The organism is Luteibacter sp. KNZ12-1A (genome assembly GCF_056755675.1).
Genome location: NZ_JBPGXU010000022.1, coordinates 1 through 25061, shown reverse-complemented (window position 1 = coordinate 25061; position 25061 = coordinate 1). Strand labels below are relative to the sequence as shown.

The following is a 25061-nucleotide window of genomic DNA, read 5'->3' as shown; positions in this document are numbered from 1 at the left end:
GGGAGCCTTGACGACACTGGCCTTGCCCCAACGGAGTGGACCATGCCAGGAACCTGCCGCAGCATGTCGATCGGTCGCCGCTACGCGAGTCGCGCCGTGCGCTTCCTTATCGCGTGGTCGATGGTCGCGCTGCCGGTCTTCCCTGTACTTCCGGCCACCGCGCAGAATGCGGCGTCAGCGACGTATCCATCGCCGATCGGTCGTCATCGCCAGGCTGCCTACGCCCTGGATGTCGGGCTGTCAGCGGACGACCGTGCCTATCTCGCAAGCCTGCCGCCGCTGCGCATCGCATACGACCCCGAATGGGCTCCCTTGTCGTTTCTCGACGATCGCGGGCAGCTGGCCGGTCTCACGGCCGACTATCTGGCCTATTTCGAAGCCGCGCTGCATGTCAGGTTCGAACTTCTGCCCAGCGCTTCGTGGCAGGAGGCCATGAAACTCGCCGACAGCGGGCAAGCCGACATCGTCGCCGCGGCGGAGCCGGGATCGGCCTTCGCCGTACCGTATACGCTCACCACTTCCTATGTGACCTATCCGACCGTGGTGGTCACGAGGGACGACGCCGCTCCCGTCAGACGGATGGACGATCTGTGGGGGAAGCGCCTGGCCATCACCCGGGGCGAGGATTTCGGTGGCTATTTCTCCGGGACCCTCAACCGGTTCCAGGTCGTTCCCGTCGAAACCGACCGGGAAGGCTTGCGGGCTGTCGCTCGCGGGGACGCCTTTGCGACGGTGGGCAACCTGGGTGTGCTCGATCCGCTCATGCGCAAGGAATACGCCGGCGTCCTCCGCATCGCCATGCCGACCGGACACCAACAGTCTCTGCACTTCGCGGTTGCCGCGCGCTATCACCGGCTCGCGGGGTTGATGGACAAGACCCTGGCGGCCATTCCGCCCGGCGAAAAGGAGCGCATCCAGAACACCTGGATGTCCACGCGCGTCCAGTACGGCGTGTCGAAGCAGACTCTCTGGCACGTACTGGGGCCGATCGCGGCAGTCGTTCTTGTCTTCATCGCGGCCCTCGGCATCGCATTGCATTATGTTCGCGCCGAGGTGAAGCAACGCAGGCGCAGCGAACGGGCGTTGCGCATGCAAACCGAGCGCCTTGCGCGGGCCACTGCCGACGCGGAGGAAGCGTCGCGCGTGAAGGATGCCTTCCTGGCCACCATGAGTCATGAAATCCGCACGCCGATGAGTGGCGTCATCGGTGTACTCGACCTCATGCACCGCGAACACATGCAGCCCGACGACCGGCATCTGCTGGACATGGCACGGGGTGCGGCATCGAGCCTGATGCGCATCCTCAACGACATCCTGGACTTCGCCCGGCATCAGGACGGTGAGCTGCGTCTGGACGTGGCGCCGATGGGCATTCGCGAGGTGATCGACGATGTCGTTGGCCTTTTTGCCCACGAGGCCCAGCGCAAGGGATTACGTTTCGACGTTGTCGTGGACGCGCGCATCGGCTTGCAGCATCGCGGCGACGGGCACCGCATCGGCCAGATGCTGACGAACGTCGTCAGCAACGCCATGAAGTTCACCGATAGCGGTGCCGTCGTCGTTCGCGCGGAGGACGGCGGCATGCAGGGCGCGTTGCAGAGAGTGACGATTATCGTGGAGGACTCGGGTATCGGCATCTCTCCCGAGCAGCAGGCGCGCCTGTTCCACCCGTTCAGCCAGGCCGATACATCCACGTCGCGGCGTTATGGCGGAACGGGCCTCGGACTTGCCATCTGCCGCCAGATCGCCGAAAGCATGGGAGGTTCGATCCGCCTGGACAGTGCCCTTGGCGAGGGAGCGAAGATCGCGATAACGATTCCGATGGAACCTGTGCCGATACCGGCGGGTGCGGATGTGCGCCGCGAAGCCTGGCTGTCGATCAGCGACCCGCTCGTCCGGGAGGCCATCGGCCATCACCTAGCCGCGCTCGGCGTAACGATTCGCACCGCGGGCGAACTCAAGACCGCGAGCGCGGAGCCGTTGCTGATCTTCAGGGACACGGAACTGGCCATGCTGGACGTAGAGCGGGCCATGGTGATCGTCAACCTGACACGCAGTCACACTCCTGGTGCGAAAGGCACCCCGGAAGGTGCGTTATCGATGGGTGTATCCCCCGTCCTGTGGCGCGACGTGGTGCGCGCGCACGCGATGCTGACCCAGGATGTCCTCGACCGGCAGGCGGCCAGGGAAGTGGCGCAAGCGGCAGGCATGGTCGGGCCGCAACGTCAGATGTCTGCCCTGATCGTGGAGGACCAGCCCCTGAACCAGGAGTTGCTGCTTCGACAGATGGCCTCGGTAGGCGTGGCGCAATGCGACCTTGCGAGCAACGGCATCGAAGCGCTGCAACGCGTCGAGGAAAAACGTTATCAGTTGATTGTCACGGATTGCGCCATGCCCGTCATGGGCGGCGAGGAACTGATCCGGCGGATCCGTCAGCGCGAGCATGAGCGTCCTTCGCTCGGCCGTGCCCGACTGGTGGTGCTCACGGCGAATGTCACGCTGTCCCAGCGCCAGCTCTGCCTTGACGCGGGTGCGGACGAAGTGCTTACCAAGCCGGTGAGCCGGGAGCGGCTGTCGGAATTGCTCGATGGCATCGTGCCGCAGGCGAACTCGCCCGCTTACGCCATGGCGCCACTCGATGGACCGTTGCTCGAAGAGCTCCACGACACCTTGCGGCGGGACGCACACGCGTTGAATGCCGCGCTGGAACGTCGTGACCTGGCCGACGCGAAGTCGGCCGCTCATCGCCTTCTCGGGTGCGCGCGATGGTTTGGATTGGACCGGTTGGCCGAGGCGGCCGAGGTCCTCGAGGATGTGCTGGACGACGGCGTGGACGATGCGGCACAGGAGGTCGACCGCCTCATGGATGTGCTTCGTGTGACGCTGTCGCCGAAAACCATCGAATGAGACAAGTCCAGGCGGCATCGGTGCATGGACCTCGGCTACAGTCCATGCCGCATACATTCGAGACGGAGTTCGCCTTGGTAAAGGACCGGCATCTTCCAGCCAGTGACATCGACGGGCGCCGGAAGGCGCTGGAACACATGCTTTCGTGCATCGCGCGTGCGGATCGGGCGATCACCTCCATGGAGGTGGCTGCCTCATGCGGCATGCCGCACCTGCGCGTCCTGAATCTGGTGGGGCACCTCAAGCGCGAAGGCGTGGTCCATGCCTCCCTGATCGCCGGCGCTTCCCGCAACTACTACCTCATTCACTCGTTGTCGAAAGGGCTTATCCCACGCTGAGATCCACCCGGCGGCAGTAGTCCAGCAATTCCTGGTCGGTGCTGAGTCCCAGCTTGGCCAGCGCGTTGCATTTATGCCGGCTGATGGTCTTGCGGCTGCGATTCAGGCGTTCGGCAATCTGTTGCGAGGTCAGTCCGTCGTGCGCAAAAAGGCGCAGCACCTCGATCTCCGCCCGCGTGAGGGCCGCCTTGAGCCGGGGTGCCGCCGAGGCCTCGAGGAGCAGCGCCTTGAGGGGCGTGCACACGTAATCCCTGCCCCTGCTTACCGCCTGGAACGCCAGGGTCAGTTCATTCACTCCGCCGCCCTTGGCGACCAGTCCCTTGACGCCGAGATCGAGAAGCGTCTTCAGCAGACCCGCGTTCCGCAACGCGGTAATCACGATCACGGGCACGTTCGGATGAAACCTGGCCAGTCGTTCGATCAGCGAAAGGCCATCGCGATTCTGCTCGTCCGGCATGGCGAAGTCCGTGACCAGCACATCGCAGTCGACCTGCGCAAGCAAGCCGAACAGTTCGGCCGGACCGCTCGCCTCCCCGACGACGCGGGCGAGGCCGCCGGATTCCAGCGCCATCTTCATGCCGTAGCGGATCAGCGCATGATCGTCCGCCAGTACGACGGTCGGCATCGCATGCGGCGGGCAGACGCGCACCGCCGTCGGGGTAGTTTGCATCAACATGTTTTCATAACTCCGCGTTTATCCAGTAAAAAACGCCAGCGGGGTTTGCAGGAGCACCTGGCGAATACATTTGCCGTTCGGGGTAAGGCCCGTGACGTAGTGGTCAACTACGTCGCCGGGTTCGTCCCCCATGACGGGCTTCGAGAAGATCAAGCCGTGGCTGTGAAGCAAGTCGAAGGCATCCAGCACCTGCCTTTCGGTGAAACCCGAACCGGCGTCGTAGTCCGTCGCTCGAAGCGGGGCATGCATCGCCACCGCGTAAAGAATGTCGTAGATCAGTTCGATATCGGTCACGCGCCCTTCCCTGGCTCTGGCAGTCCGGGGTCCGGGTGCTGCTGTTCGTTGCGGTCAGGCAGAAGCGCATGGCGCAAGAGGCGATGAAGGATCGTCCCCGCTTCGTTGGCCCCATCGGTGAAGCTGATGGTGCACGCCCGGTCGTGGACCTCGACCTCCGGTGCCGAAATGAGGTGCTCGCGCCAGAGCATGCACATGCACGACAGCACGTCGCGCCGCGCATAATGACGGGTCGTGAGGTCATGCCCGGCATGGAGCTTTCCACGCGAGATGACTATGCCGAGCAGGTCGTACACGAGAAGTAGATCGTTGTATCGCATGGCGGCTCCTCCATGTTCTCCCCCTTGTAGAGAGAGCATGGCGTGGCGTTCAGGCGATACCTACTGGAATATTCTCGACTTGGCCGCCGGGGCCGGCTTTACGCGTTAAGCCCTTGATTAATGATGTACTCGTATAGCTCGGCGTCGCTCTTCAGGCCCAGCTTGCGCTTGGCCGAAATCTTGGTCCAGCTGACCGTCTTGACCGTTCGCTGTAGCATCCCGGCGACTTCCGCAGGCGAGTTGCCGCTGGCCAGCAGGCGCACCACTTCGAGTTCGCGGGCGGTGAGGCGCGCCGCCTGCCGGCCTTCCTCCGACGTGAGGCCCTGCTCGGCCAGTTCGCGCTGCAGCTTGTTGCTTATATACGTCATGCCCTTCCTGACGGCCCGGATGGCCGCCGGCAATTCACTCATTTCCGCGCCCTTTTCCACGACGCCGAGCACGCCCTGCCCGAGGAGGGCGCGCAGGATTCCCGCGTTGGCGATATTGGTCAGCACCACGATCGGCAGCTCCGGGTACTTACGGCGGATCATGCCCAGCATGGCCGATCCATCCAGATGCCCCTCATGGGGCATGGCGAAATCGGTCACCAGCACGTCGCAGGGCGTGGCGGCGAGGATCAGCATCAACTCCTGCGAATTGCGCGCCTCGCCAACGATTTCCAGGCCGCCCTGCTCTATGAGCATGCGGCTTCCGAGCAGGACAATGGGATGGTCGTCCGCAAGCACGACGCGCAAGGTCATGAAATCAGCCCCAACGATGATTGCAGGGTAGGATACTAACCGAGCCGCCGGCCCGGCGGCGTAGCGAGACTATGCATGTATCGATGGTGGCGCCATGTCCTGCTCGGCATCGGGTTCTGCATCATCTGCCACGGCGCCGCCGCTGCCACCGACGCGGATCGCCTGGCCTGGTTCAGGGCGCATCCTAGCCTGACCGTGGGCATCCTGAGCGATGACTGGGCGCCCTATCATTTCTACCGCAACGGCCAGCTAAGCGGGCTGAGTGTCGACTACCTCGCCGCCCTGCTCCGGGGTCAAGGCGTCGTGCTGCATCCGAGGACGTACGCCAGCAAGCCCGCATTGTTCGACGCCGTATGTCGAGGCGAGGTCGATGTCGTACTGAACGTGCGCATCACGCCATCCAAGACCACTTGCATGGCCTTCAGCGAGCCGTACATCAACGCCCTGCCCGTGATCGCGGCGCGCAAGGACGATCCGCGACACCATAACGAGAACAGCCTGGCTTCCTCGCGCATCGCCTACGACAAGGACACCGCGGCGGAAGACTGGCTGCGCCATTGGTTGCCCACGGCCACCGGCATTCCCGTGGATGGCACCAGGGAAGGTTTGCGGCGAGTGGAGCATGGCCAGGCGGACGTGTACCTGGGCGATCCCTACGCCGTCGCCTTCGCCATCGGCAACGACAAGGACACCCGCCTGGGCATCTATACCCAGACTCGTATCACCAATCGCTCGCTTCATTTCGCCGTCCCGAAGGATCGCCTGCCCTTGCTGGAGGCGCTGAACGCGGCCCTACGTCGCCTGACGCCGGCGGAAGCGGGGCAATTGCGATCGCGCTGGCTCAGCCAGGGCATGAGCGACGGGTGGCCCGGCGGCGGCGTGACGCTGACACCCGGGGATCGCCAGTGGCTGGCGACACTCCCCCCACTGAAACTGGGGATCGATCCCGACTGGGCGCCGATCGCCTACGTCGATGCCCATGGCCAGCCCGACGGCATCGTCGCCGATTACCTCGACCATATCTCGGCGGCACTCGGGATCCGCTTCACCGTCGTGCCCACCGACTCGTGGGAGCAGACGCTCGCCCTGGCGCGATCCGGCCAGCTGGATGTCATCGTCCCGGTCAATGCCCTTCCCGAGGGGCATCGGGAGATGGTTCACACCCACCCCTTCATCACGTTCTCGGACGTCATCGTCACCCGCCCGCAAGCCTCGCCGCAGGGCATCGAGGACCTGGCCGGCCGCCGCGTCCTGATTTCCGACCCCAACGAACTCTCGGGTGTGTCGCCGGATCTTATCCCGGGCGCCACCGTCGTCGTGGCGTCGAGCGGGCGCGAAGCCATGAGGATGGTGGCCGCGGGCGAGGCGGATGCATACGTCGGAAACGCCGCCGTCGCGGACTTCGATATCCGCAACCATTTTCCCGGCGAACTGAAGATCGCCTCGCCGGCCAACATCACCACGGCACAAAGCATCGCCATCCATGCGCGGTACGCGCGGTTGGTGCCGCTGATCGATCAGGCCATCGCCGCCATTCCGGAAAAGGAAGAGCAGCGCATCCGCAGCACCTGGCTGTGGTCTCGCTACACCCCGGGGCTGGCATGGCGCACCTTCTGGAAAGCGACCCTCCTGGCGACACTGGGCGTGGTCACCGTGCTGGGCGTCATTCTCACTGCCCACTTCCGTCTGCGTCGCGAAGTCCGCCAACGCCTGAGCGCGGAACAGGAACTGGCCGACCAGTCGCGATTCCGCGAAGCGCTGATGGAATCCCTGCCCTATCCTGTCGCCGCCAAGGACGACGCCAACCGCTACCTGGCGGTCAATCGCGCCTACGAATCCGCGTTCGGCACCCCGCGCGACATGCTGATCGGCAAGACCACCCTGGAAACCGCGCAGTTCGATACGGAGTGGAACCGGCGTTTCCATGCGATGAGCGAGGAGGCGCAGCGCACCCAGCAGCCCTACCACGCCGAGCTTCACCTCGCGGATGACGAACGCGGCGAGCGGTACTGGCTCTACTGGATCCATCCTTTCCGGCTGGCCAGCGGGCTGCCCGGCGGCCTGCTGGTCACGCTGGTCGATGTCACCTCGATCCGCCTGGCGGAGCGCCGCGCAAGCGTGCTCGACCAACGCCTGAAGCGCGTGACGAGACAACTTCCCGCCGTGGTTTTCGAGCTTCGCCGCGCGACGGACGGCAGACTGAGCTTTCCCTATGTCGGCGGCAACACACAGGCCATGTGGGAGCTCGATGCCCCGGTCATGGAGGCTGACGAACGGACCGCCTTCGCGCGGGTGCATCCCGACGATCAGGCCATGCTTGCCGCGGCCGTGGAACACTCCGCGCGCGTGCTGGAACCGATCTCCATCGATTTCCGCATCGCCGCGCATGATCGCGAGCGCTGGATCCACTCCGACGCGACGCCCCAGGCCGAAGACGATGGCACCATCTTCTGGAGCGGTGTATGGGTGGATGTGACGGACGACAGGGAGCAAGCGCGCTTGCTTGCCGCCGCTAAGGAAGAGGCCGAAACCGCGGCGGCCGCGAAGGCCAGTTTCCTTGCCACCATGAGTCACGAGATCCGCACCCCCATGAACGGGGTGATCGGCATGCTAGAGCTTTTGCGCGACGGACCTCTCAATCACGAGCAGCAGCGCATGCTGCGCATGATCGACGAATCCGCCACGGCGCTGATGCAGATCCTCAACGATGTGCTGGACTTCTCCAAGATCGACGCGGGGCAGATGGAAATCGTCCATGAGCCCGTCGATCTGCGCGCCTTGCTCGACAGCGTGTGCGGCGTGGCGGTCACGCTTGCCCACGACAAGGGCCTCCATGTGCGCAATGTCGTGGACGCGCGCATCGCCGCCGAGCTGGATGCCGATGGGATGCGCCTGCGCCAGATTCTTTTCAACCTGCTGAGCAACGCCATCAAGTTCACCGAGGCGGGCGAGATCGGCGTCGACATGATGGCGCTCGACACCGACGCGGCCCATCAGCGAATCCGGCTGACGGTGCACGACACCGGCATCGGCATGACGGACGACCAGCGGCTCGGTTTGTTCGAGCCCTTCGCGCAGGCGGATGCCTCGATCGCGCGTCGCTTCGGCGGTACCGGCCTGGGGCTGACGATATGCCAGAGGCTGGTCGCCCTGATGGATGGATCGATCCGTCTCGAAAGCGAGCCAGGCGTCGGAACGCGCGTGATCGTTGAATTGGCCTTTCCCATACACCGTCTCGCGCGCTCGGGTGTGCTGGATGGCAAACGCGCGCGCATCGAGTGGCCGGACGCCCAGGGTGCGGCTGCGTTGGGGGAACTCCTGCTGTCGCTGGGCATGCGCGTCGTACCCGACGACACGGCCGACATACGTTTCGTCGACGAAATGTGGCTCGACTCCGAGGAGTCCCGAACGCCCGTGGTCGTCGTGACCGACGAGCCCAGCCCCCTGGGTTATGTCATCGAAGCCGAAGGTACCTGCCTGCTCAGTCGCAATCCCCTGATGTCGACGGCGGTGCAGGCCGCCTGCCTCCATCTGCTCGGACTTGCGCCGCCGGTTTCCGCCGGACCGGATCGACGACCGGAAACACGGCACCCTGGCCTGATCCTCGTGGCGGAAGACCACCCGATCAATCGCACGCTCATCCAGCAGCAGCTGGAACGACTCGGCTACGCAAGCATGGTGGTGCCCAATGGCCGCGAGGCACTGAAGGTGCTGGACGATCGCGACATAGCGTTGCTTATCACCGATTGCGCCATGCCCGAGATGGATGGCTATGCCCTGGCCAGGCATATCCGTGCGCAGGAGTCTGGAGCAAAGCGTCTGCCCATCCTTGCCTTGACCGCCAGTGCCCTTCCCGACGAGGCCGAGCGCTGCGCGGACGCCGGCATGGATGGCTTGCTCGTCAAGCCTGCCTCGTTGGCGCAACTGCAGAAAAACCTTTCGCGTTGGATGCCCGTGGCACCCAGTCAGCCCACGGCACTGACCACCTTGTTCGGCGGGCACGCCGACCTGTCGGCGCTGGTCGACGGCTTCGTTCTGACGACCAGGGACGACCTCGGCAAACTTCGCGCAGCCATCGCCCGCGGCGACACGGCCGCGACGGCAGACGGTATCCATCGCATCGGCGGCGCCAGCAAGATATTCGGCCCCGGCGCCCTGGCCAATCGAGGGGAAAACCTGCGCGCAGCCCTCATTCGGCATGGCATGCAGGAGCATGCGGAAGAGTTGGAAGCCTTCCTTGCCGGCGTGGAGCAGTTGTTGCACGAGCTGCAAGCGTCGCGCTGAACCGTACCCTGAACGGTCACCATACCCTGGCGTATTGCTGGAATATTCCAGTAGGTCGGCCTGATGCGATGCAACATTATCTCACTCCTATTCAGGAGATGAGTCATGTCCACGATCGTCATGGCGGCTAACCACCCCACTTATCTCGAGATGATGAAGGTCTTGCTCGAGTACACCGGCCAGTATCGGGTCGTCAGCATGTGCACCGACGGCCTCACCGCCCTCGCGCACGTCTACGCCCGCACTCCGGATCTGGTCGTCATCGACATCGACAGGTCGGATTCGGACGGCCTGGAACTGATTCGTCGCATGCGCAAAGACGGTTTCGACCGGCCGATTCTGGCCATCTCGTCGGCCAGCATGCCGAGGATCGCGCAACGTGTCGGAAGGGTGGGTGCGTCAGGACTCGTGCACAAGGCGGCCCTTCTAGGAGAGTTGACGGTAGCGGCGCGCATCGTGCTGCAGGGAGGCGTCTATTTCCCCGCATACGTGCGATACGGCTCTCTCCCCGGGAGCGGGCGTGCGCGGTCTTCGGAAATGCAGTTCGCCTTCTGCTGAGGCGCCGGTCGCGCGATTGATGTCTCGGTTTCGGCATCGCCGGATCGATTGACCTACTGGCGGCGTTTGCCGGCGGCGCGAAGCGTTGTCGCCGGGCGTGGCTTTATTTCAATGTAAGGAGTAATCAGTGAATCACGTATCTCGAGGGACGTGGCGCGCCCCGTCTTGCTCGCCCGGCCAACAGGCCAGGTTTGCACTAGGCTGCTCGCTGTTGATCGGCGTGGTGGCGCAACTGGCTGTGACCGCGGTGCATGCCCATGGCATGACCTCCAAGCCGATCGCACGCCAGTACCAGTGCTACAAGGACGGCGGCTTCTGGTCGGCGGCCGATGGCTCGAAGATCCCCAACCCTGGCTGCCGCGCGGCCTATCTGACGGCCGCCGAAACCGGTGGTCAGCAGGCGGGCGTGTATCCCTTCCAGCAACACAACGAAGTGGCCGCCAATCCGCCGAACTATGAAGACCTGGCCTCGGTGCAGCGCGCCGTGCCCAATGGCCTGCTGTGCGCGGGCGGCGACCCGCGCAAGCGCGGCCTGGACGTACCGCAGTCGCGCGGCTGGGCCAAGACCATGCTGACCCCTGCCAACGGCTTCATCGACCTGACCTGGGACGCCACCGCGCCGCATAACCCGTCGTTCCTTCGCGTGTTTCTCACCAAGCCGGGCTGGTCGCCGGATCGCGAGCTGCATTGGGAAGACCTGGACCTGATCTACCAGGGCGAAGCCCCGCAACCGGATCGCAGCGTTTATCCCGCCGTCTACCGTTACCGCGTGCCGTTTCCGGCCAACCGGTCGGGCGACGCGATGGTGTACAGCATCTGGCAACGCCGCGATATGGGTAATGAAGGTTTCTTCAACTGCAGCGACGTCACCATCCAGCAGAGCGACGCGCCGCCGCCGCCGTTCCCGTGGGTGGAAGAAAAGCCTTTCGTCGACGAGGCGATAAAGCCGGTGCCGGGCGAGCAGGTGCGCTTCCGTGTCATGGGCGGAAACGCCTCGGGCAGCGAGGTTGTCGACGTGAAGCTGCCGATCACCGCGCAGAACCGGAACGTGCAGCAGTGGGCTGCGCAATTGGGCGAGCAGGTCAACCGCTCGTACTTCGGGCAGGTGCAGGTGGGCGTGCGTGTCGACGACGCGGTTCGGTTCGACACCGCGCAGATCTATGCGAACAAGGTGTGGCTGAAGAACAATGGATCGAGCAGCGCGATGAGCGTCATCCCTGCCGACGATCCGGGTCCGGGCCCCGATCCGATTCCGGATCCGAATCACCTGACGTGGCCGGATGGCCTTGGCAAATACAAGGCGGGCGACGTCGTCGTCGGCCTCGACGGAAACCTGTGGAAGTGCAAGCCGTGGCCGCAGACCGGCTGGTGCAACATCATGCCTAACCGCGATCCGTTTACCTGGCCGTACGCGCCGGGCGGCAACGCCGCACCTGCCGACGAAAGCCAGCGCGCGTGGGTGCGCGCCGATTGATCCTCCGCTCCAGCGGCGGGAACGACTGGAATTTTCCAGTCAAACCCGCCCCCTCCTTTGAGGATACTCATCCTCGCCAGATCGCAGATGCGCCATGCCTGACATGAGCGCCACAAAACAAAGCTTCATCACTCCTATAAAACAACCAAGGGTACTCACCATGAAGAAGTCCATGCTTGCTCTCGCGTTCGTCACGGCCGGCATCGCCGCCGCTCCTGCCTTCGCCAAGAACGACCAGGCGGTCGGCAGCGGCAACTGGTTCGTCAGCGCCAATGCCGGCCGCACCAACGGTAGCGATACCGGCGGCTTCGGCAGCAACAAGTCCGGTTTCAATTTCCTGAAGGGCGAAAAGGGTCGTCGCACCGGTTACGGCGTGCTCGGCGGTTACCGCTGGAACATCGGCGAGACGTATGCCGTGGGCGCGGAAGTCGGCTACACCGACCTCGGCAATTTCCGCGTGAAGAACGTCTTCAATTCGCATGGCGTCAACCAGCGCAGCACCACCAATGCCCTGCATGGCTGGATGGCTGGCGCGAACTTCCGCATGAACCTGACGCCGAACTGGTACTACAGCCTCCACGGCGGCTACTTCCGCGCCAACGACAACGACCATAGCTACAACAACAGCATGGGCCAGAACCTGGGCCTGCGCAGCGGCGGTCGTTCGGGCCGCGGCAGCTGGTACGCCGGTGTCGGCACCGGCTGGGATATCAGCGAGCAGGTGAGCCTGGGCGTGCATTACGACTACTTCCACGCCAACGCCGGCAAGATCAAGAACACCGTCACCGGCGAAACCGGCAAGGGCCTCAAGCGCTCGACCGGCATCGTCTCGGTGAACGCCGAATACCGCTTCTGATCGTCCGCCGCCTCATCGGCTTTGCGAAGACGGGCGCTCAGGCGCCCGTTCTTCTTTGTCAGCCTGCCGGCGCCACTTCGCATTCCAGAGGATCCGTCATGTCTTCCACCTTCCTGCCAAGGTGCGTCCGGACGCGCCCCATCGGCACCTGTGCGGTCGTCGTGCTCGCGGCCTGCGGCGCGACGTCGGTCGCGCGTGCCGCCGACGAATCGCACACATTGACGCCGGTCGTGGTCACCGCGCCGATGCAGACGGACCCGCTCATGGTCGTGACCGATCCCAAGGCGCCGCACCAACCGGTGCCGGCCAGCGACGGCGCGGATTTCCTCAAGAGCATTCCCGGCTTCGCCAGCATCCGCAAAGGCGGCAGCAACGGCGACCCGATGCTGCGTGGCATGGCCGGCTCGCGACTCCATGTGTTGATCGACGGTGGACAGATCGGCGGCGGCTGCGGGTCGCGCATGGATCCCCCCACCGCGTATATCTCGCCGGAGCTGTTCGACAAGGTCACGGTGATCAAGGGGCCGCAGACGGTGCGCCACGGCCCCGGCAATTCCGCCGGCACGGTATTGTTCGAGCGTGAGCTCTTTCGCTATGCCTCGCCTTCGGCAAACGTCCAGGGAGGTCTGCTTTTCGGCTCGGCCGGTCGCAACGACCGGATGATGGATGCACGCGCCGGTACACCGGATGGCTACGTGCACGTGCGCGCCAACCACACGCATGCGCAGGATTATCGCGATGGCGACGGCCACCGCGTGCATTCGGCCTACGACCGCTGGAACGCCGATGTCGCGTTCGGCTGGACGCCGGACGACGATACCCGCCTGGAACTGTCCACCGGCAGGGGCGATGGCCATGCGGCCTACGCTTCCGGCGGCATGGATGGCGCGCAGTTCCTGCGCGAAAGCGCCGAGCTGAAATTCGAACGCCGGCATCTTGGCCAGCACTTCGACAAACTCGAAGCACAGGCCTACTACAACTACACCGACCACGTGATGGACAACTACACGCTGCGTCGGTCGGACACGCGCGGCACGACGCCGAGGGTCAGCGATGTGGACCGGCGCATCGTGGGCGGCCGCGTGGCCGGCACATGGCTGTGGTCAGATGCCTGGCGCGTGGTCGCGGGATTCGACGGTTCGACGAATACGCATACCACGCGCAAGGGTGGTCCGCCTGGCAGCGGCACGGGTGATTACCGCATGCAGCCAAGCAAGCGAGATGCCCGGCTGCGCAGCGTTGGCGGATTCGGCGAAGCCCAATGGACCCTTGCACAAGGCGAGCGTGCCATCGCCGGCGTGCGCGTGGATCGCGCATCGGCTGACGGCTACGGGCTTTCCGTCGAAACAGGCGGCAAGGCCGTGGCGAACGCAGGCCGCACGGCGACGCTTCCCTCCGGGTTTCTGCGTTACGAGCACGACCTGTCCGCGACGCCGGCCACCTTCTACGCCGGTATCGGTCACGTGCTGCGGTTTCCGGATTACTGGGAACTGTTCGGGCGGCACGCGAACAAGACGGTGGCGTCGTTCGCCGGGTTGCGCCCGGAGAAGACCACGCAGCTGGACGTGGGCCTGCAGTACCGGAGCACGCGCCTGGAAGCCTGGGTATCCGGGTACGCGGGCGTGGTGAACGATTTCATCCTGTTTCGTCCTGGCCCGGGAACGGGCGGTAGACACGCCGCGAACGTGCGCGCGCGCATCGCCGGCGGCGAGGCGGGGCTGGCCTACACGCTCACGCCGCGCTGGACTTTGGACGCCACATTGGCCTATGCCTGGGGTGTCAACGACAACGAACATCGGCCACTGCCGCAGATGCCCCCGCTGGAAACACGGCTTGGCCTGACCTACGACACCGGCAAATGGTCCGCGGGCGCGCTGTGGCGTCTCGCCTCGACGCAGCGCCGCGTGGCGCCAGGCGAAGGCAACGTCGCAGGGCAGGACCTCGGACCCAGCACCGGCTTCGGCGTATTCTCGCTCAATGCCGGCTATCGGCTGGGTCGCGGTCTCACGCTGAGCGCGGGTATCGACAACCTGTTCGACAAGACCTACGCCGAGCACGTCAACGCCGCCAACGCAGGCCTGCCCGGCTACGTCAACACCTTGCGGGTCAACGAGCCGGGCCGCACCGGCTGGCTAAAGCTGGGCCTCGATATCTGATCCCGCGGAGAGTTCCAACGTAACGTTCGTCGCTTGCAATGGACGCGTGGTATCTCTTTATGCCGTCCCCGCCGCAAGCCGAGTGCGATCGATGTTACCGGAAGAGGTTTAACGGCCGACGGCTTCCGCGACAACACGCATCGACACACCCGGCCGAGTGGATGGGCAATGTCAGCGGACAGCGCTTCCTGTTGTAGGGCAATTCCTACATTTCGCAATAATTTGCGCCCCCTTCTCTGCCTATCCGACGAGACATCCGGACAAATGCCAGGTCTGTGCGCGTCCAGATGAGGGACGACAGCAGAATCGAGGCTCCCTGCGTATCCATGCGATGTGTCCTTGGGGTCGATAAATCGTAAAACCTTGCTATGGATTCTATGAACTAGGCTGGTATATATAAATCAACCACCTCGCAAATCCGTCGAAGGAGGCAAGGATGCAGCTCAGGAGAAAGGACTGGATCCTCAGGCCCCGCCGCCTGGCGAGAAACCAGTCAGGGCACCGCCATGCGATGGCCTGACGCCCGCTCGGTAAATAAAGCAGATGACGTCACGCCCCCGCCTTCGGCGGTGCTGGTAACGATCCTTTGTGCCGTCTCTATCGCCACCTGCGTCGTCGTGGCGTACGTGTACTTCATTGGTTGAACTGACAAGGGGATGTCATGCGGCACGATGGAAACAGGCACCTTCACCTTACGATCCTCCCAACGGAGCGTTGTAATTTCCGCTGTACTTACTGTTATGAAGATTTCGCCATAGGCAAGATGAAGCGCCCTGTGGTCGATGGCATCAAGAACTTGATAAAACGGCGCGTCGAGAACGCGGGATTGAAGTCACTGCAGTTCGAGTGGTTTGGTGGCGAACCCTTGGTCGCCAAGGACATCGTCCACGAGCTTGCTGACTACGCCTATGGCTTCTATGAACGCGGAGATTTAGAGGAGTTCGAGGGCGGCCTCACTACCAATGCCTTCCTTCTGGACTCTTCAACATTGGAAACCCTGGTTTCCCGCCGGCAACGCAACTTCCAGATATCCCTGGATGGTGACGAGGAAGCTCATAACCGCTCGCGTCGGTACGCGAATGGATCTGGAACATTCAGGGAAATCTGGGCGAACCTCGTTTCCGCTCATTCCTCTGACCTGGCATTTGAGACCATCCTTCGGCTTCACATCATGCCGGGAAATGAGCAGGGGTTGTACGAACTGACAGAGAAAATCGTAGACCAATTTGGTGGCGACCCAAGGTATAGCGTCTACGTTCGCCATATATCCGATCTCGGCGGAACCAATCTCAATGCGAAGGAAATGCAGACCATTTCGATGGCGGACGCTCACCGCATCTCCCTGCGCATTGAGGAGCGGCTCGTAAAGGCTGGTTTTGCCGTCTCCAACGGCGTCGGCAACATTTTCGAAAGTGCGATTAAGGTCACGGACATCAAGCTCAAGTCCGCCGCTTTGGCAGAGCCCAAGTCTTCGAGCGGAGACGATCACCAATTCGGTTATATCTGTTATGCGGCCAAGCCCAATCACCTCATGATCAGAGCGGACGGCAGGCTCGGCAAGTGCACCGTCGCCCTCAATAGCAAAGGTAACGACGTAGGCCGCCTTCTCGAAGACGGTCGCGTGCAGATCGACGATGAGCGCATGAACTTTTGGCTTCGCGGTCACCTTAGCCGCAACCCTGAAGAGCTCGGTTGCCCGGCTCACTCGTACGGATGACGTCACGGTTTCATGGACGATCGGTCTCGCGCGAGGAAACGCGCGTCAATCATTGTGCAACCTCGGAGAATGGAAGATGAGTAATGGATCGACAGGACACGGCATCGTGTTCGTTTATGACGAAGATGGCCTCTTCGACATCCAGGACGATGCATCCCCGTACGACCTGAGCGGCGGCATCCAGGCATCCATGGCGGGTGCTGGGGAAGGACTGGTCGTTTCAGGATTCGCCTGCTCCAATGACAAGAACTGCAAATAAGGAAAACCAGGATGAGCACCGAATCGAAGCTTTTTGTTTATGACGAAGATGGCTTGTTCGACATCGTCGACGCAGAGCAGATTTCCCGCCTGAGCGGCGGCATACAGTCGTCGATCGGCGGCCCCAGCGCCGAAGCCGTGTCGGGAGTGTTCTGCCATAACAAGGACTCCTGTCAGTGACATGGACAAGGGCCACTAGCCCTTAAGTCCCGGTGCCGCTTCGGCGGCACCGTTCTGAAGTTCCGTGAGAGAGTTTTATATGCTTGGCTATTCCCTTGAGTCCGCATGGCATGGCACCCGCAGACATCCGTTCATGTCGGCGTTCATGGTGATCGCCGTCGCTTTGGGTATCAGCGCGCCGTTCTCGGCGATCGCACTCGTAGAGCGACTTGGCGGGGACCCGCTACCTGGGCTCAGCGATACCATCTTCCACCCTCAGATAGAACCTCGCCCAGCAGATGTGATAGCACGGGATCCCATGATGCCCGCTGATCTGACCCTCCAGGACGCAGAGGCGCTATACCAACTACCGTCCTCTCCTGCCGCCGCCATGATGAGTGCCAATCGTCTCCCGGCGAAACGCGAAGGCGATGACTCCCCACTGCGGATGACCCACACGCGGGCGACGACTTGGCGCTTCTTTAGCCTCTTTGGCCTCCATTTCCTTGCGGGCCGAGGCTGGACCGCCGCCGATGATAACGATCGTGCACCGGTGGTGGTTCTGTCGCGGGTGGCCAATGAACGAATCTTCGCCGGAAAGAACAGTGTCGGAAGGGAAATGCAGATCGCGACGCGTACCTTCAGGGTCATTGGCATCGTCGACGATTTTAATCCGAAACCGCATTTTTACGACCTCGGCAGCGGGCCGTTCTCGAATGCGGAAGACCTCTACATGCCGTTCAGAACCTGGATGGATCTTCCGCAGGACTACGGCTTTGGCCCTACTCACTGCTGGCCGGCCAGCGGGCAGTCCGGTGAACACCCCACGTCTCCGAATTGTACTTGGGTGCAATATTGGGTAAGCCTCACGGAACCTAACGCCGCCGCCCACTTTCAGGAAAACCTGCAGGCCTATGTCAGCAGCCAGATGGCGTCCGGACGTTTCCAAGTCAACGCTAAGCCGATGCTTAGTAACGTGCGGCGTTGGGTGGAAGTCAATCACGTTGTACCGCCAACCGTTCGCATGCAAGCCGTGATTGGTGCCGGGGTTTTTCTTATCTGTATGATCAGCGCAATCGGTTTACTCGTGGCAAAGTTCTCACGTTACGGTTCCGAACTGGCCATTCGCCGCGCGCTCGGCGCTACCCGTAAGGACATCTTCCTGCAGTGCTTGTTCGAAGCCGGCATTGCCGGTCTCGCCGGCGGCATTCTTTCTATGCCGTTGACCTGGCTGGGCTTCCGGATGATCCAACAGCAATCCCCTACCCTGATGGAAGGAATACACGTCGACGTCGCTGCACTTTCACAATCCGTCGCCGTGGCGATTACCGTCATGTTCGCCGTTGGCCTCTACCCTGCCCTCCGGTCCTCTCGGGTAGCGCCGGCTCAATTGATCAAGACGCTATGAACCGATTCTTGGACATCATTCCCACCATTCTTGCCATGCTTCGGCGGCAGAAGTTCATCCACGTCCTACTGTTGTTAGAAGTCGCTGTCTTGACTGCGGTTATCATCAATGCCATGGCCGTCGTCGCCGCCACCCAAACCCGGTGGAGAACGTCAACTGGCATAGATGAAGCCGACATCGGTGTCATCCGGAGCATCGGTGTGATCGGGGCACCCAATCCTTCGACTGCAGCACAGAACCTTGAGCTTCTGCGCGAAATTCCCGATGTGGAATCAGCCGCGTATGGCGCGCCTCCATTAATGAATACGTCCACGATCGACGTTCGCCGAAGTGCCGACGGTCATTCCACGTCAACCACCGCCTACCTCTTCCAGGGAAGTCAGGGCCTTGCGCATACCCTCGGCGTCGACGTAACGCAGGGACGTTCCCTCAGCGAAAATGACCCGCCTCCAGCGGATTCCCTGACGGATTCGAGCATTCTTCCTGTACTCGTGACTGAAAGCCTCTCCCGGCACCTGTTTCCCGATAGTGGCGCTCTGGGTAAGGTCCTGTACTCGGATGGAAACCCAATGCGAGTGATTGGTGTCGTTCGCCACCTCCGGTCGCAGTTGACAGGGGCACCAACGGACGACGAAGGCATTGTTAGTGAGATACGCATCGAGCAGGAAAACGTAGGGGGTGCCTTTACCATTCGCGCTCGCAAGGGGAGGTTGGATCACGCCTTGTCCCAAGCGGCGTCGTCCATGGAAATGCACAATCCGGGACATGTGCAGGCCGATGTCTTCACTCTTCCGCAGAAGCGGCGGGAGTACTTCGCCTCCGACATGGCAGTCACGCGGCTGCTGCTCGTCATCACCGGGATATTGCTTGCGATGCTGGCCTGCGGACTGGCCGCCCTCACTCATTTCCTCGTGCATCGTCGTCTCCGGCAGATCGGCATCATGCGAGCGCTTGGCGCCATGCGGCGCGACATTGTCTTTTTCTTTGCCTGCGAGAACTTCTTTGTGACAGGTAGCGGCGTGGTACTTGGCACGATCATGGCCATCGGCATGAACGTACAGCTGGCGGAACGATATGGTCTTGCCAGGTTGCCGTCCTCTCTTGTACTCGCAACAGTTGTAGGGATGTTACTTGTAAGTTTTTCAGCGGTTTTCCTCACCCTACGACGAACGGTCCACCGAGATCCGGCGTCGCTTCTGGGATAACGCCCATGGCGACTATCGATCTTCGCAGGCTCATTACCGCCGACTCGCTCGTCGATACCGGCCGCACACCCCGCAAGCCCATACTGTCTTGGCTGGATACGCTGATCGAGAAAGCGGCTGCTATTGCTGTGAGGGGCGGACAAATCGCTTCAAGTGAGTTTTCATCCGTACAGAACAATTTCTCGCTGTTGACGCTACTGACGCTCGGGACCGTTGCCGCGCGCCGTGAGTGCATCGACCAGATCCGGCACGCGGTCGCAGAGCGTGCCATGGACGAGGTCGTGCAACCCTGGGTGAACCTGGCGCGGCTTGATCGCATCGACGGCGATGTCGAAGGTTCAGCGAAGAAGCTCGCTGTCTTGCGACGCCTGGCAATCCACGGCAGGGTGACTCTCGATGGCGTCAACATAGGCAGCGAAAGCGACCGGCGTTTCGCCGCCAGCGTCTTCGCCGGCGAACATTTTTACCTAGCCATCTCCAGCACAGACGAGTTGACTCGCCACTTCCGGCGCATTGAACGACTTTTTGGCCGAAAGGAACATCCGTTGTATGCCGAGCAACAGATCATCGCTGGCACCCAACACGGCGATATGGTCATGGTCAACGCCGGATTGTCGAACCGCGCCTGGTTCACTGACGCCAGGACGCGCCTTGCCGGCATGTACTACAGGGCCGTATGGTCGATGCAGCAAGGCGCTTTCCAACCTTCGGAGAAATTGGCCGTTGAGTTACTGCGTCTGCCGGCGCCCACCGCTAACGTGATGCCGGACCATGTGATGGTGAGGATTCTGTTCCGTGCCGCCCTTCTGAGACTCACCTGCGGAGACGCGGCATGCGCCACAGAGCTGTTTCAACGCACAGAAGAGTACGCGGGGTACCTCTCGGACGCCGAGTATGCGGCCAGGGCGGGAGCAGAACTCGAACGCCTTCGTGGACGGACGACATGGCGCGAGGCTGCGGCGACCAGTGGCTATCGGCTCTTCCGTGACGTTCCGCCATTCTTCGATGGTCGGTGGGACAGCGAAATCGCACGGCGCTTGGAACATCTGCGCGATCGAGTTCACGAGCTTCGCCGCCGCTCTCCATGTTCTATCAATGGGATATCTTACGCATGAGGAAGCGACTGCCGGTCGTCCTCCAAGCCGAGATCACGGAATGTGGCTTAGCGTGCGCGACGATGATTTGCCAGTATTACGGACACCGTATCGATCTCAGCTGGATGCGCACGCGCTATTCATCCTCGTTATCGGGCATGTCGCTTCGTCGCACGGCGGCTATCGTAGACGATCTCGGCCTGCAAGCACGGGTCATACGCTGCCCACCGAATGTTCTGCAGCGATTCGGGCGGCCGTTAATCCTTTACTGGAGCCATGATCATTTTGTCGTATTCGAGAGCGTCAAGCGCGGTCGCTATATCGTGCATGACCCAGCAAAAGGTCGATGCGAGATCGACGCGGTGGAATTCTCTCGTCAGTTCTCCGGTTACGCCATTGATGCCGAACCGGGCGAGGACTTCCAGGCTATTGCGCACAAAAAGACCCCGCGTTTCGGTAATGATGTTCGAAATATCATGCGCTCTCTGGTGGGTGCCGGCGCGCTACTCCTTCTGGTAGCGGTATGCCTGGAGCTTACCGGTCTTGTCGGGCCACTACTGCTGCAGTGGGTAATTGAGCGGGTAATTGGCACACGCGATGTAAACCTGCTTTATCTTCTGAGCGGACTTTTTGCTTTCACTATCCTGCTCAAAGCCGCCCTGAGCGTAGCCCGTGACTGGTCTATCGCCTCGGTCAGCGCGTCTTTTGTCAGACGTTGGGGCAGCGATGTCTTCCACCACCTGCTCAGGTTACCGCTGCCGTACTTCGAGAAGCGGAACATAGGTGACGTCCTGTCTCGTTACCTGTCGATCCAGTCGATCCAGTCGATACTATCCACGAACATCATATCCTCGATCATCGATGGAGGAACTTCAGTAATCGCGCTGGCGCTTATCTCGGCTTATTCATGGTGGTTCACGCTATTAGCATCATCCACCCTCTTGGTATACGGGGCGATACGATTGTTCATCTATACTCCGCTGATGCTGGCGAATCAGGAGCAGCTCAATGCCAGCGCACGGCAAGAAAGTCTTATGATCGAATCCGTCAGAGGGATAGCCACTGTCAAGCTGTTCAATGATCATGACGGACGAACGAGCCGGTTCACGGCGTTGTTCACGCTCACGCTCAACAAGATGATCCGCGTCAAGTTTCTCAGTTCCATGGCGCGATCGGGGAACGAAGCGATCATGGGGCTATGTCGCCTCGGAATCATCGCTCTGGGTGCGCGGGAAGTGCTCGACGGCAGCTTTACCATTGGCGCATTCGTGGCGGCCGTGGCCTATGTCGAGATGTTCTTGCTCAAGGCGGCGGCGCTTGTCGACAATTTGATCGAGCTCCGGCTACTCGACCTCCATGTGGATCGCCTGCGTGACATTACAGAGCAGACCAAGGAGGATCTTGGAAAGGGATTCTCTCCGACATGTATTGGCGCGCTTCGTTTCGAGAATGTCGGATTCAGATACGCAGACGACGAATCATGGATCCTTCGCCACTTCAACGAAACCATCGAGCCAGGTGAATCCGTGGCCTTGGCGGGTCCATCAGGGGTCGGAAAGACGACACTCGTTAAGCTTATCCTTGGGTTTCTGGAGCCGACAGAGGGACGGATTCTTTACGATGGCGTCGATATCGCTGACATTGGGCGCGGCGGATTTCGTTCCGTCTGTGGCACCGTACTCCAAAGCGATAGACTCTTTTCCGGCTCAATTGAAGACAACATCTGCTTTTTCGAGGCGGACCACGATCAAGAGAGAATGGTTCATGCCGCGCGCTTGGCAGCCATCGATGAGGAGGTTCAGGCTTTCCCGATGGGCTATAAAACATTGGTCGGCGATATGGGATCCGCACTTTCGGCGGGACAAGAACAGAGGATCCTCCTGGCAAGAGCCATCTATCGAAGCCCACAAGTTCTCCTGCTCGACGAGGCCACCAGCCATCTTGATGTGGTAAACGAGCGCGTGATCAGTCGTAATGTCGCAGCCTTGAACATGACGCGGGTGATGGTGGCGCACCGCCCGGAAACGATAGCATCAGCAGACCGTGTGATCCTCTTGGATTATCCAGCGGTAAACGAGCGGAATGTGTCCGATACGGCGCGCAATGTGGCGCAGCAACCCGCGTGATTGTGTAGCCAGCCGGTGACCGAGATCGCGTGCGTTCGGCAGTGATGAATGCGGCCGCGCTCGTTGCGGACTCACCACCAACGGAGTGCGTGTCGTGACCTTGCGCGCCGGCGAAGCGCCGCCTGGAAGGCATTGACGATCTATTTCAGCGGAAGGTAAAGATCACGGCAGAAGACCTCGGCTACGTTGGCGGTGACCCGGCCGCGGAAGACCCGGGTACTGTCAATGCATCGGGTGCAGTGTTCCAAAAGGCCAACATCGGCCTGGCGGTGGCCACCAACCGCCCGCTGACCAAATGGAAGTTCCTGCCACCCATCCTCTCGGCGAACTGCGTCACCGACCAGACGGTACGTCCGCAGATCTACATGCACGAGGGTAAGTATTGCCCGTTTACCATCACCCACCGCTCCACGTATGCGGAAGGCGTCGACGGGCCGGATGGCGTCATGGGGTTCGTGGGCAGATCCGGACGTCAACAAGCTTTGAGAAGAACAAGACCCCCGTTGCGAAGGCTACCAGCCCTCCGTGACGGGGACGACGTGATTGCCCTTGCGAATACTGATTTTGCAGCAGCGAGGTAGAAGCAAACCCGGCAGCCTTGAGGCGCCAAGTATCAGGACCGCCCCGCTGTGCACGTGGGGAGCCGAGAACATGGCGTAGATGAAAGCATTTCTTCAGTCGCGTACGCTTGGTCATATCTGTCATCGCCCCCATCGAGCGGATGGGTGACGCCGTCAATTCGAAACACAGAGCAGACCAAGTCATGATTATTCGCCCCGCTGTCCCCGGAGACTTGCCAGCCCTCCGTGAGCTCTTTCTGCGGTCTCGGGCGGCGACATTCAGCTGGGAACTGTCCTCGTCGTTGGCACTAAGCGACTTCGACAACCAGACCGTTGGTGAATGGCAGCTGGTCGCGCTCGACGGCGGCCGGCCCGTGGGTTTCATTTCCGTTTGGGAGCCTACCCACTTCATCCACCACCTGCACGTCCACCCGCAGTTTGCCCGCCGCGGCATCGGTCAGGCGCTCCTGCGGGCCTTGCCGGGCTGGTCAACCACGCGCTATCAGCTCAAATGTGTGCGACTCAATACGACGGCTCTCGCGTTTTACCACGCGAACCAGTTCGCACGGGTAGGCGAAGGCAACGATGGCGCTCAAGATTACCTGCTGCTCGAATCCCCCTGCGATGTGTGTCCTATCCAGCGGTAGAAGCGCCGGATGCGTTCGATACGGCGCGCAATGTGGCGCAGCAACCCGTGTGCCTGGAAAGCATTGACGACCTATTTCAGCGGAAGGTAGAGATCACAGACCATCTCGGGTACCGGCGCATGCGGAGGCAGCGAGAAATGACGCTGGCAGTAGATCGGAAAATCCCGTGCTTCCTCGCCACTGTTCGGCAGCCAGTCGCGATAAAGGTAGAGCGCCGCGGGTTCGAGGTTGTTCGTATTCTGGACGACGCGCAGCACTGCGCAACGTCCGCCGGGAATGACACCCGGCTTCACGTCCGTGTCGTCCACATCGATGAGTCGATCGGTCCCCACGCACAGGTCCATGCTGTAGTCGGCTGGGTTCGGGGGTATGCGCTCGGAACGGAAGATGTTGAAGGTCGGGCTCGTCGAGGGCGATAAACCAGCCGCTTTGCGCCAGGCGATGAACCGCTCGATGGTCTCCGGTAGTCGCTCCCGGTCGCCGCGATGCTCGAAGATCGCAACCGGCGTCGGAGGGACCTCGCGAATCGTTACATCGCCGGGTTCATACGTTATTTTCATGAGTGTGTTCCTTGCGTGGTCGAGACCGCGCGGTCGCGAAACAACGTCAGACGCACAAGCGGAGAGGCCACTCTGGACTCCATCCAGATAAAGGCGCCGGTACCTGCGATGGCGAGAGCCAGAAGGCCGGCATTGGCCAGGCCAGGGGCGCCACGGCCGTCATGGTGGGATTGCGCGCGGTCACGGTGATGGATCTCGTCAGGTTTCGCCGTTGCAGCACCCCCGGCTCGGAGTCCAGCGTGACCGTGGCCAAGGACGAGAGCGACACCGCTGTGCCTTGGACGGGATAGATCAAGGTATCGCCGAGGTCGGCCGCCGGCGCACGTTCGACGACATCGTCGCGAATCATCACCGGTACGGATGTCCCATGGTCGTCGATCGCGGTGACCTCGGCTCCGCTGAAGCGCATTTGCAGCGCTTTCATGACGTCATCGCGGGTCAAACCCGCCGCGTGAAGCTTTCGTTGATCGATGTCGACACGGTACCGCGGCACACGCGGGCCCCAACTGTCGACGACATCGACCGTGCCGGGCAGCGCTCGCAACGCGGCGGCGACCCTGGCACTGACGGCCCGAAGCTGGGCTTCGCCCGGACCGCTGATCCGGTAGACGGCAGCGCCCGACTCCGTCGACCCCAACGAAAAGCGTTTGGGCTCGGCGTACGCCCGCGGGTATTGCCGGGACAGATACGACCTGGCGCGCGTGATGACGGTGTCGATGTCCGT

Annotated in this window: 23 protein-coding genes; 16 read left to right on the top strand and 7 right to left on the bottom strand. The window is 62.0% G+C overall.

The genetic code is table 11. From position 1 onward, the window contains the following. Positions 1–63 precede the first annotated feature (63 nt). Together ACR9ZJ_RS07090 and ACR9ZJ_RS07085 are read left to right on the top strand one after the other, a co-directional pair. The gene (locus ACR9ZJ_RS07090) at positions 64–2907 is read left to right on the top strand and encodes an ATP-binding protein (RefSeq protein WP_481287325.1); all 2844 of its coding nucleotides are present in this window, start codon (positions 64–66) and stop codon (positions 2905–2907) included. Positions 2908–2951: 44 nt separating this feature from the next. Then, positions 2952–3245 (top strand): hypothetical protein, encoded by a 294-nt coding sequence (locus ACR9ZJ_RS07085; RefSeq protein ID WP_481287324.1) that lies wholly within the window; start codon positions 2952–2954, stop codon positions 3243–3245. Here the strand turns inward: ACR9ZJ_RS07085 and ACR9ZJ_RS07080 are convergent. The 4 genes from ACR9ZJ_RS07080 to ACR9ZJ_RS07065 all read right to left on the bottom strand — a co-directional run bounded on the left by ACR9ZJ_RS07080 (position 3232) and on the right by ACR9ZJ_RS07065 (position 5260). Further along, positions 3232–3921: a response regulator gene (locus tag ACR9ZJ_RS07080; RefSeq protein ID WP_481287323.1), complete on the bottom strand. Its 690-nt coding sequence runs from the start codon at positions 3919–3921 to the stop codon at positions 3232–3234. The two genes, ACR9ZJ_RS07085 and ACR9ZJ_RS07080, sit on opposite strands and share 14 nt — an antisense overlap. 18 nt (positions 3922–3939) lie before the next feature. Beyond that, entirely contained in the window at positions 3940–4215 is a 276-nt protein-coding gene (locus ACR9ZJ_RS07075) for a hypothetical protein (protein WP_481287322.1), read from the bottom strand. After that, positions 4212–4535, bottom strand: coding sequence for a hypothetical protein (locus ACR9ZJ_RS07070; protein WP_481287321.1), 324 nt, complete (start codon positions 4533–4535; stop codon positions 4212–4214). The genes ACR9ZJ_RS07075 and ACR9ZJ_RS07070 overlap by 4 nt, the downstream gene beginning before the upstream one ends. A 98-nt stretch (positions 4536–4633) precedes the next feature. Continuing rightward, positions 4634–5260: a response regulator gene (locus ACR9ZJ_RS07065; RefSeq protein WP_481287352.1), complete on the bottom strand. Its 627-nt coding sequence runs from the start codon at positions 5258–5260 to the stop codon at positions 4634–4636. Between the two features lie 90 nt (positions 5261–5350). On the opposite strand from ACR9ZJ_RS07065, the gene ACR9ZJ_RS07060 reads away from it, so the two are divergent. The 5 genes from ACR9ZJ_RS07060 to ACR9ZJ_RS07040 all read left to right on the top strand — a co-directional run bounded on the left by ACR9ZJ_RS07060 (position 5351) and on the right by ACR9ZJ_RS07040 (position 14603). Continuing rightward, positions 5351–9559, top strand: coding sequence for a transporter substrate-binding domain-containing protein (locus tag ACR9ZJ_RS07060; RefSeq protein ID WP_481287320.1), 4209 nt, complete (start codon positions 5351–5353; stop codon positions 9557–9559). A gap of 105 nt (positions 9560–9664) precedes the next feature. Next, positions 9665–10117, top strand: a complete 453-nt coding sequence (locus ACR9ZJ_RS07055; protein WP_481287319.1) for a response regulator — start codon at positions 9665–9667, stop codon at positions 10115–10117. A 127-nt stretch (positions 10118–10244) separates the two neighbouring features. Next, positions 10245–11591 carry a lytic polysaccharide monooxygenase gene (locus ACR9ZJ_RS07050; RefSeq protein ID WP_481287318.1) on the top strand — a complete coding sequence of 449 codons (1347 nt, stop codon included), beginning with the start codon at positions 10245–10247 and terminating at the stop codon, positions 11589–11591. Positions 11592–11751: 160 nt separating this feature from the next. After that, the gene (locus tag ACR9ZJ_RS07045) at positions 11752–12447 is read left to right on the top strand and encodes an outer membrane protein (protein ID WP_481287317.1); all 696 of its coding nucleotides are present in this window, start codon (positions 11752–11754) and stop codon (positions 12445–12447) included. Positions 12448–12545: 98 nt separating this feature from the next. Then, a complete protein-coding gene (locus ACR9ZJ_RS07040; protein WP_481287316.1) occupies positions 12546–14603 on the top strand; it encodes a TonB-dependent copper receptor in 2058 nt (685 codons plus the stop codon). Positions 14604–15096: 493 nt separating this feature from the next. Here ACR9ZJ_RS07040 and ACR9ZJ_RS07035 read toward each other — a convergent pair whose 3' ends face one another. Then, positions 15097–15294 (bottom strand): hypothetical protein, encoded by a 198-nt coding sequence (locus tag ACR9ZJ_RS07035; protein ID WP_481287353.1) that lies wholly within the window; start codon positions 15292–15294, stop codon positions 15097–15099. Between ACR9ZJ_RS07035 and ACR9ZJ_RS07030 the strand changes: the two genes are divergently transcribed. The 9 genes from ACR9ZJ_RS07030 (at position 15265) to ACR9ZJ_RS06990 (ending at position 23777) form a co-directional block, all read left to right on the top strand. Then, positions 15265–16320 (top strand): radical SAM protein, encoded by a 1056-nt coding sequence (locus tag ACR9ZJ_RS07030; protein WP_481287315.1) that lies wholly within the window; start codon positions 15265–15267, stop codon positions 16318–16320. The genes ACR9ZJ_RS07035 and ACR9ZJ_RS07030 overlap by 30 nt on opposite strands. A gap of 76 nt (positions 16321–16396) precedes the next feature. After that, positions 16397–16579 (top strand): hypothetical protein, encoded by a 183-nt coding sequence (locus ACR9ZJ_RS07025; RefSeq protein WP_481287314.1) that lies wholly within the window; start codon positions 16397–16399, stop codon positions 16577–16579. Between the two features lie 11 nt (positions 16580–16590). Continuing rightward, positions 16591–16758 (top strand): hypothetical protein, encoded by a 168-nt coding sequence (locus ACR9ZJ_RS07020; RefSeq protein WP_481287313.1) that lies wholly within the window; start codon positions 16591–16593, stop codon positions 16756–16758. A 79-nt stretch (positions 16759–16837) separates the two neighbouring features. Beyond that, the gene (locus tag ACR9ZJ_RS07015) at positions 16838–18145 is read left to right on the top strand and encodes an ABC transporter permease (protein WP_481287312.1); all 1308 of its coding nucleotides are present in this window, start codon (positions 16838–16840) and stop codon (positions 18143–18145) included. Positions 18146–18153: 8 nt separating this feature from the next. Further along, positions 18154–19350, top strand: a complete 1197-nt coding sequence (locus tag ACR9ZJ_RS07010; RefSeq protein WP_481287311.1) for an ABC transporter permease — start codon at positions 18154–18156, stop codon at positions 19348–19350. A 5-nt stretch (positions 19351–19355) separates the two neighbouring features. After that, positions 19356–20465 carry a hypothetical protein gene (locus ACR9ZJ_RS07005; RefSeq protein ID WP_481287310.1) on the top strand — a complete coding sequence of 370 codons (1110 nt, stop codon included), beginning with the start codon at positions 19356–19358 and terminating at the stop codon, positions 20463–20465. After that, positions 20462–22570: a peptidase domain-containing ABC transporter gene (locus tag ACR9ZJ_RS07000; RefSeq protein ID WP_481287309.1), complete on the top strand. Its 2109-nt coding sequence runs from the start codon at positions 20462–20464 to the stop codon at positions 22568–22570. Before ACR9ZJ_RS07005 ends, ACR9ZJ_RS07000 begins: the two co-directional genes overlap by 4 nt. A gap of 122 nt (positions 22571–22692) precedes the next feature. Then, positions 22693–23151 (top strand): glycoside hydrolase family 68 protein, encoded by a 459-nt coding sequence (locus tag ACR9ZJ_RS06995; RefSeq protein WP_481287351.1) that lies wholly within the window; start codon positions 22693–22695, stop codon positions 23149–23151. A gap of 182 nt (positions 23152–23333) precedes the next feature. Then, positions 23334–23777: an N-acetyltransferase family protein gene (locus ACR9ZJ_RS06990; protein ID WP_481287308.1), complete on the top strand. Its 444-nt coding sequence runs from the start codon at positions 23334–23336 to the stop codon at positions 23775–23777. A gap of 71 nt (positions 23778–23848) precedes the next feature. On the opposite strand, the gene ACR9ZJ_RS06985 is transcribed toward ACR9ZJ_RS06990, so the two are convergent. Both ACR9ZJ_RS06985 and ACR9ZJ_RS06980 read right to left on the bottom strand, forming a co-directional pair. Beyond that, a complete protein-coding gene (locus ACR9ZJ_RS06985) occupies positions 23849–24337 on the bottom strand; it encodes an AraC family transcriptional regulator (protein WP_481287307.1) in 489 nt (162 codons plus the stop codon). Between the two features lie 46 nt (positions 24338–24383). Then, positions 24384–25061: efflux RND transporter permease subunit (locus ACR9ZJ_RS06980; RefSeq protein ID WP_481287306.1), on the bottom strand; the 678-nt coding region annotated here is incomplete at its 5' end.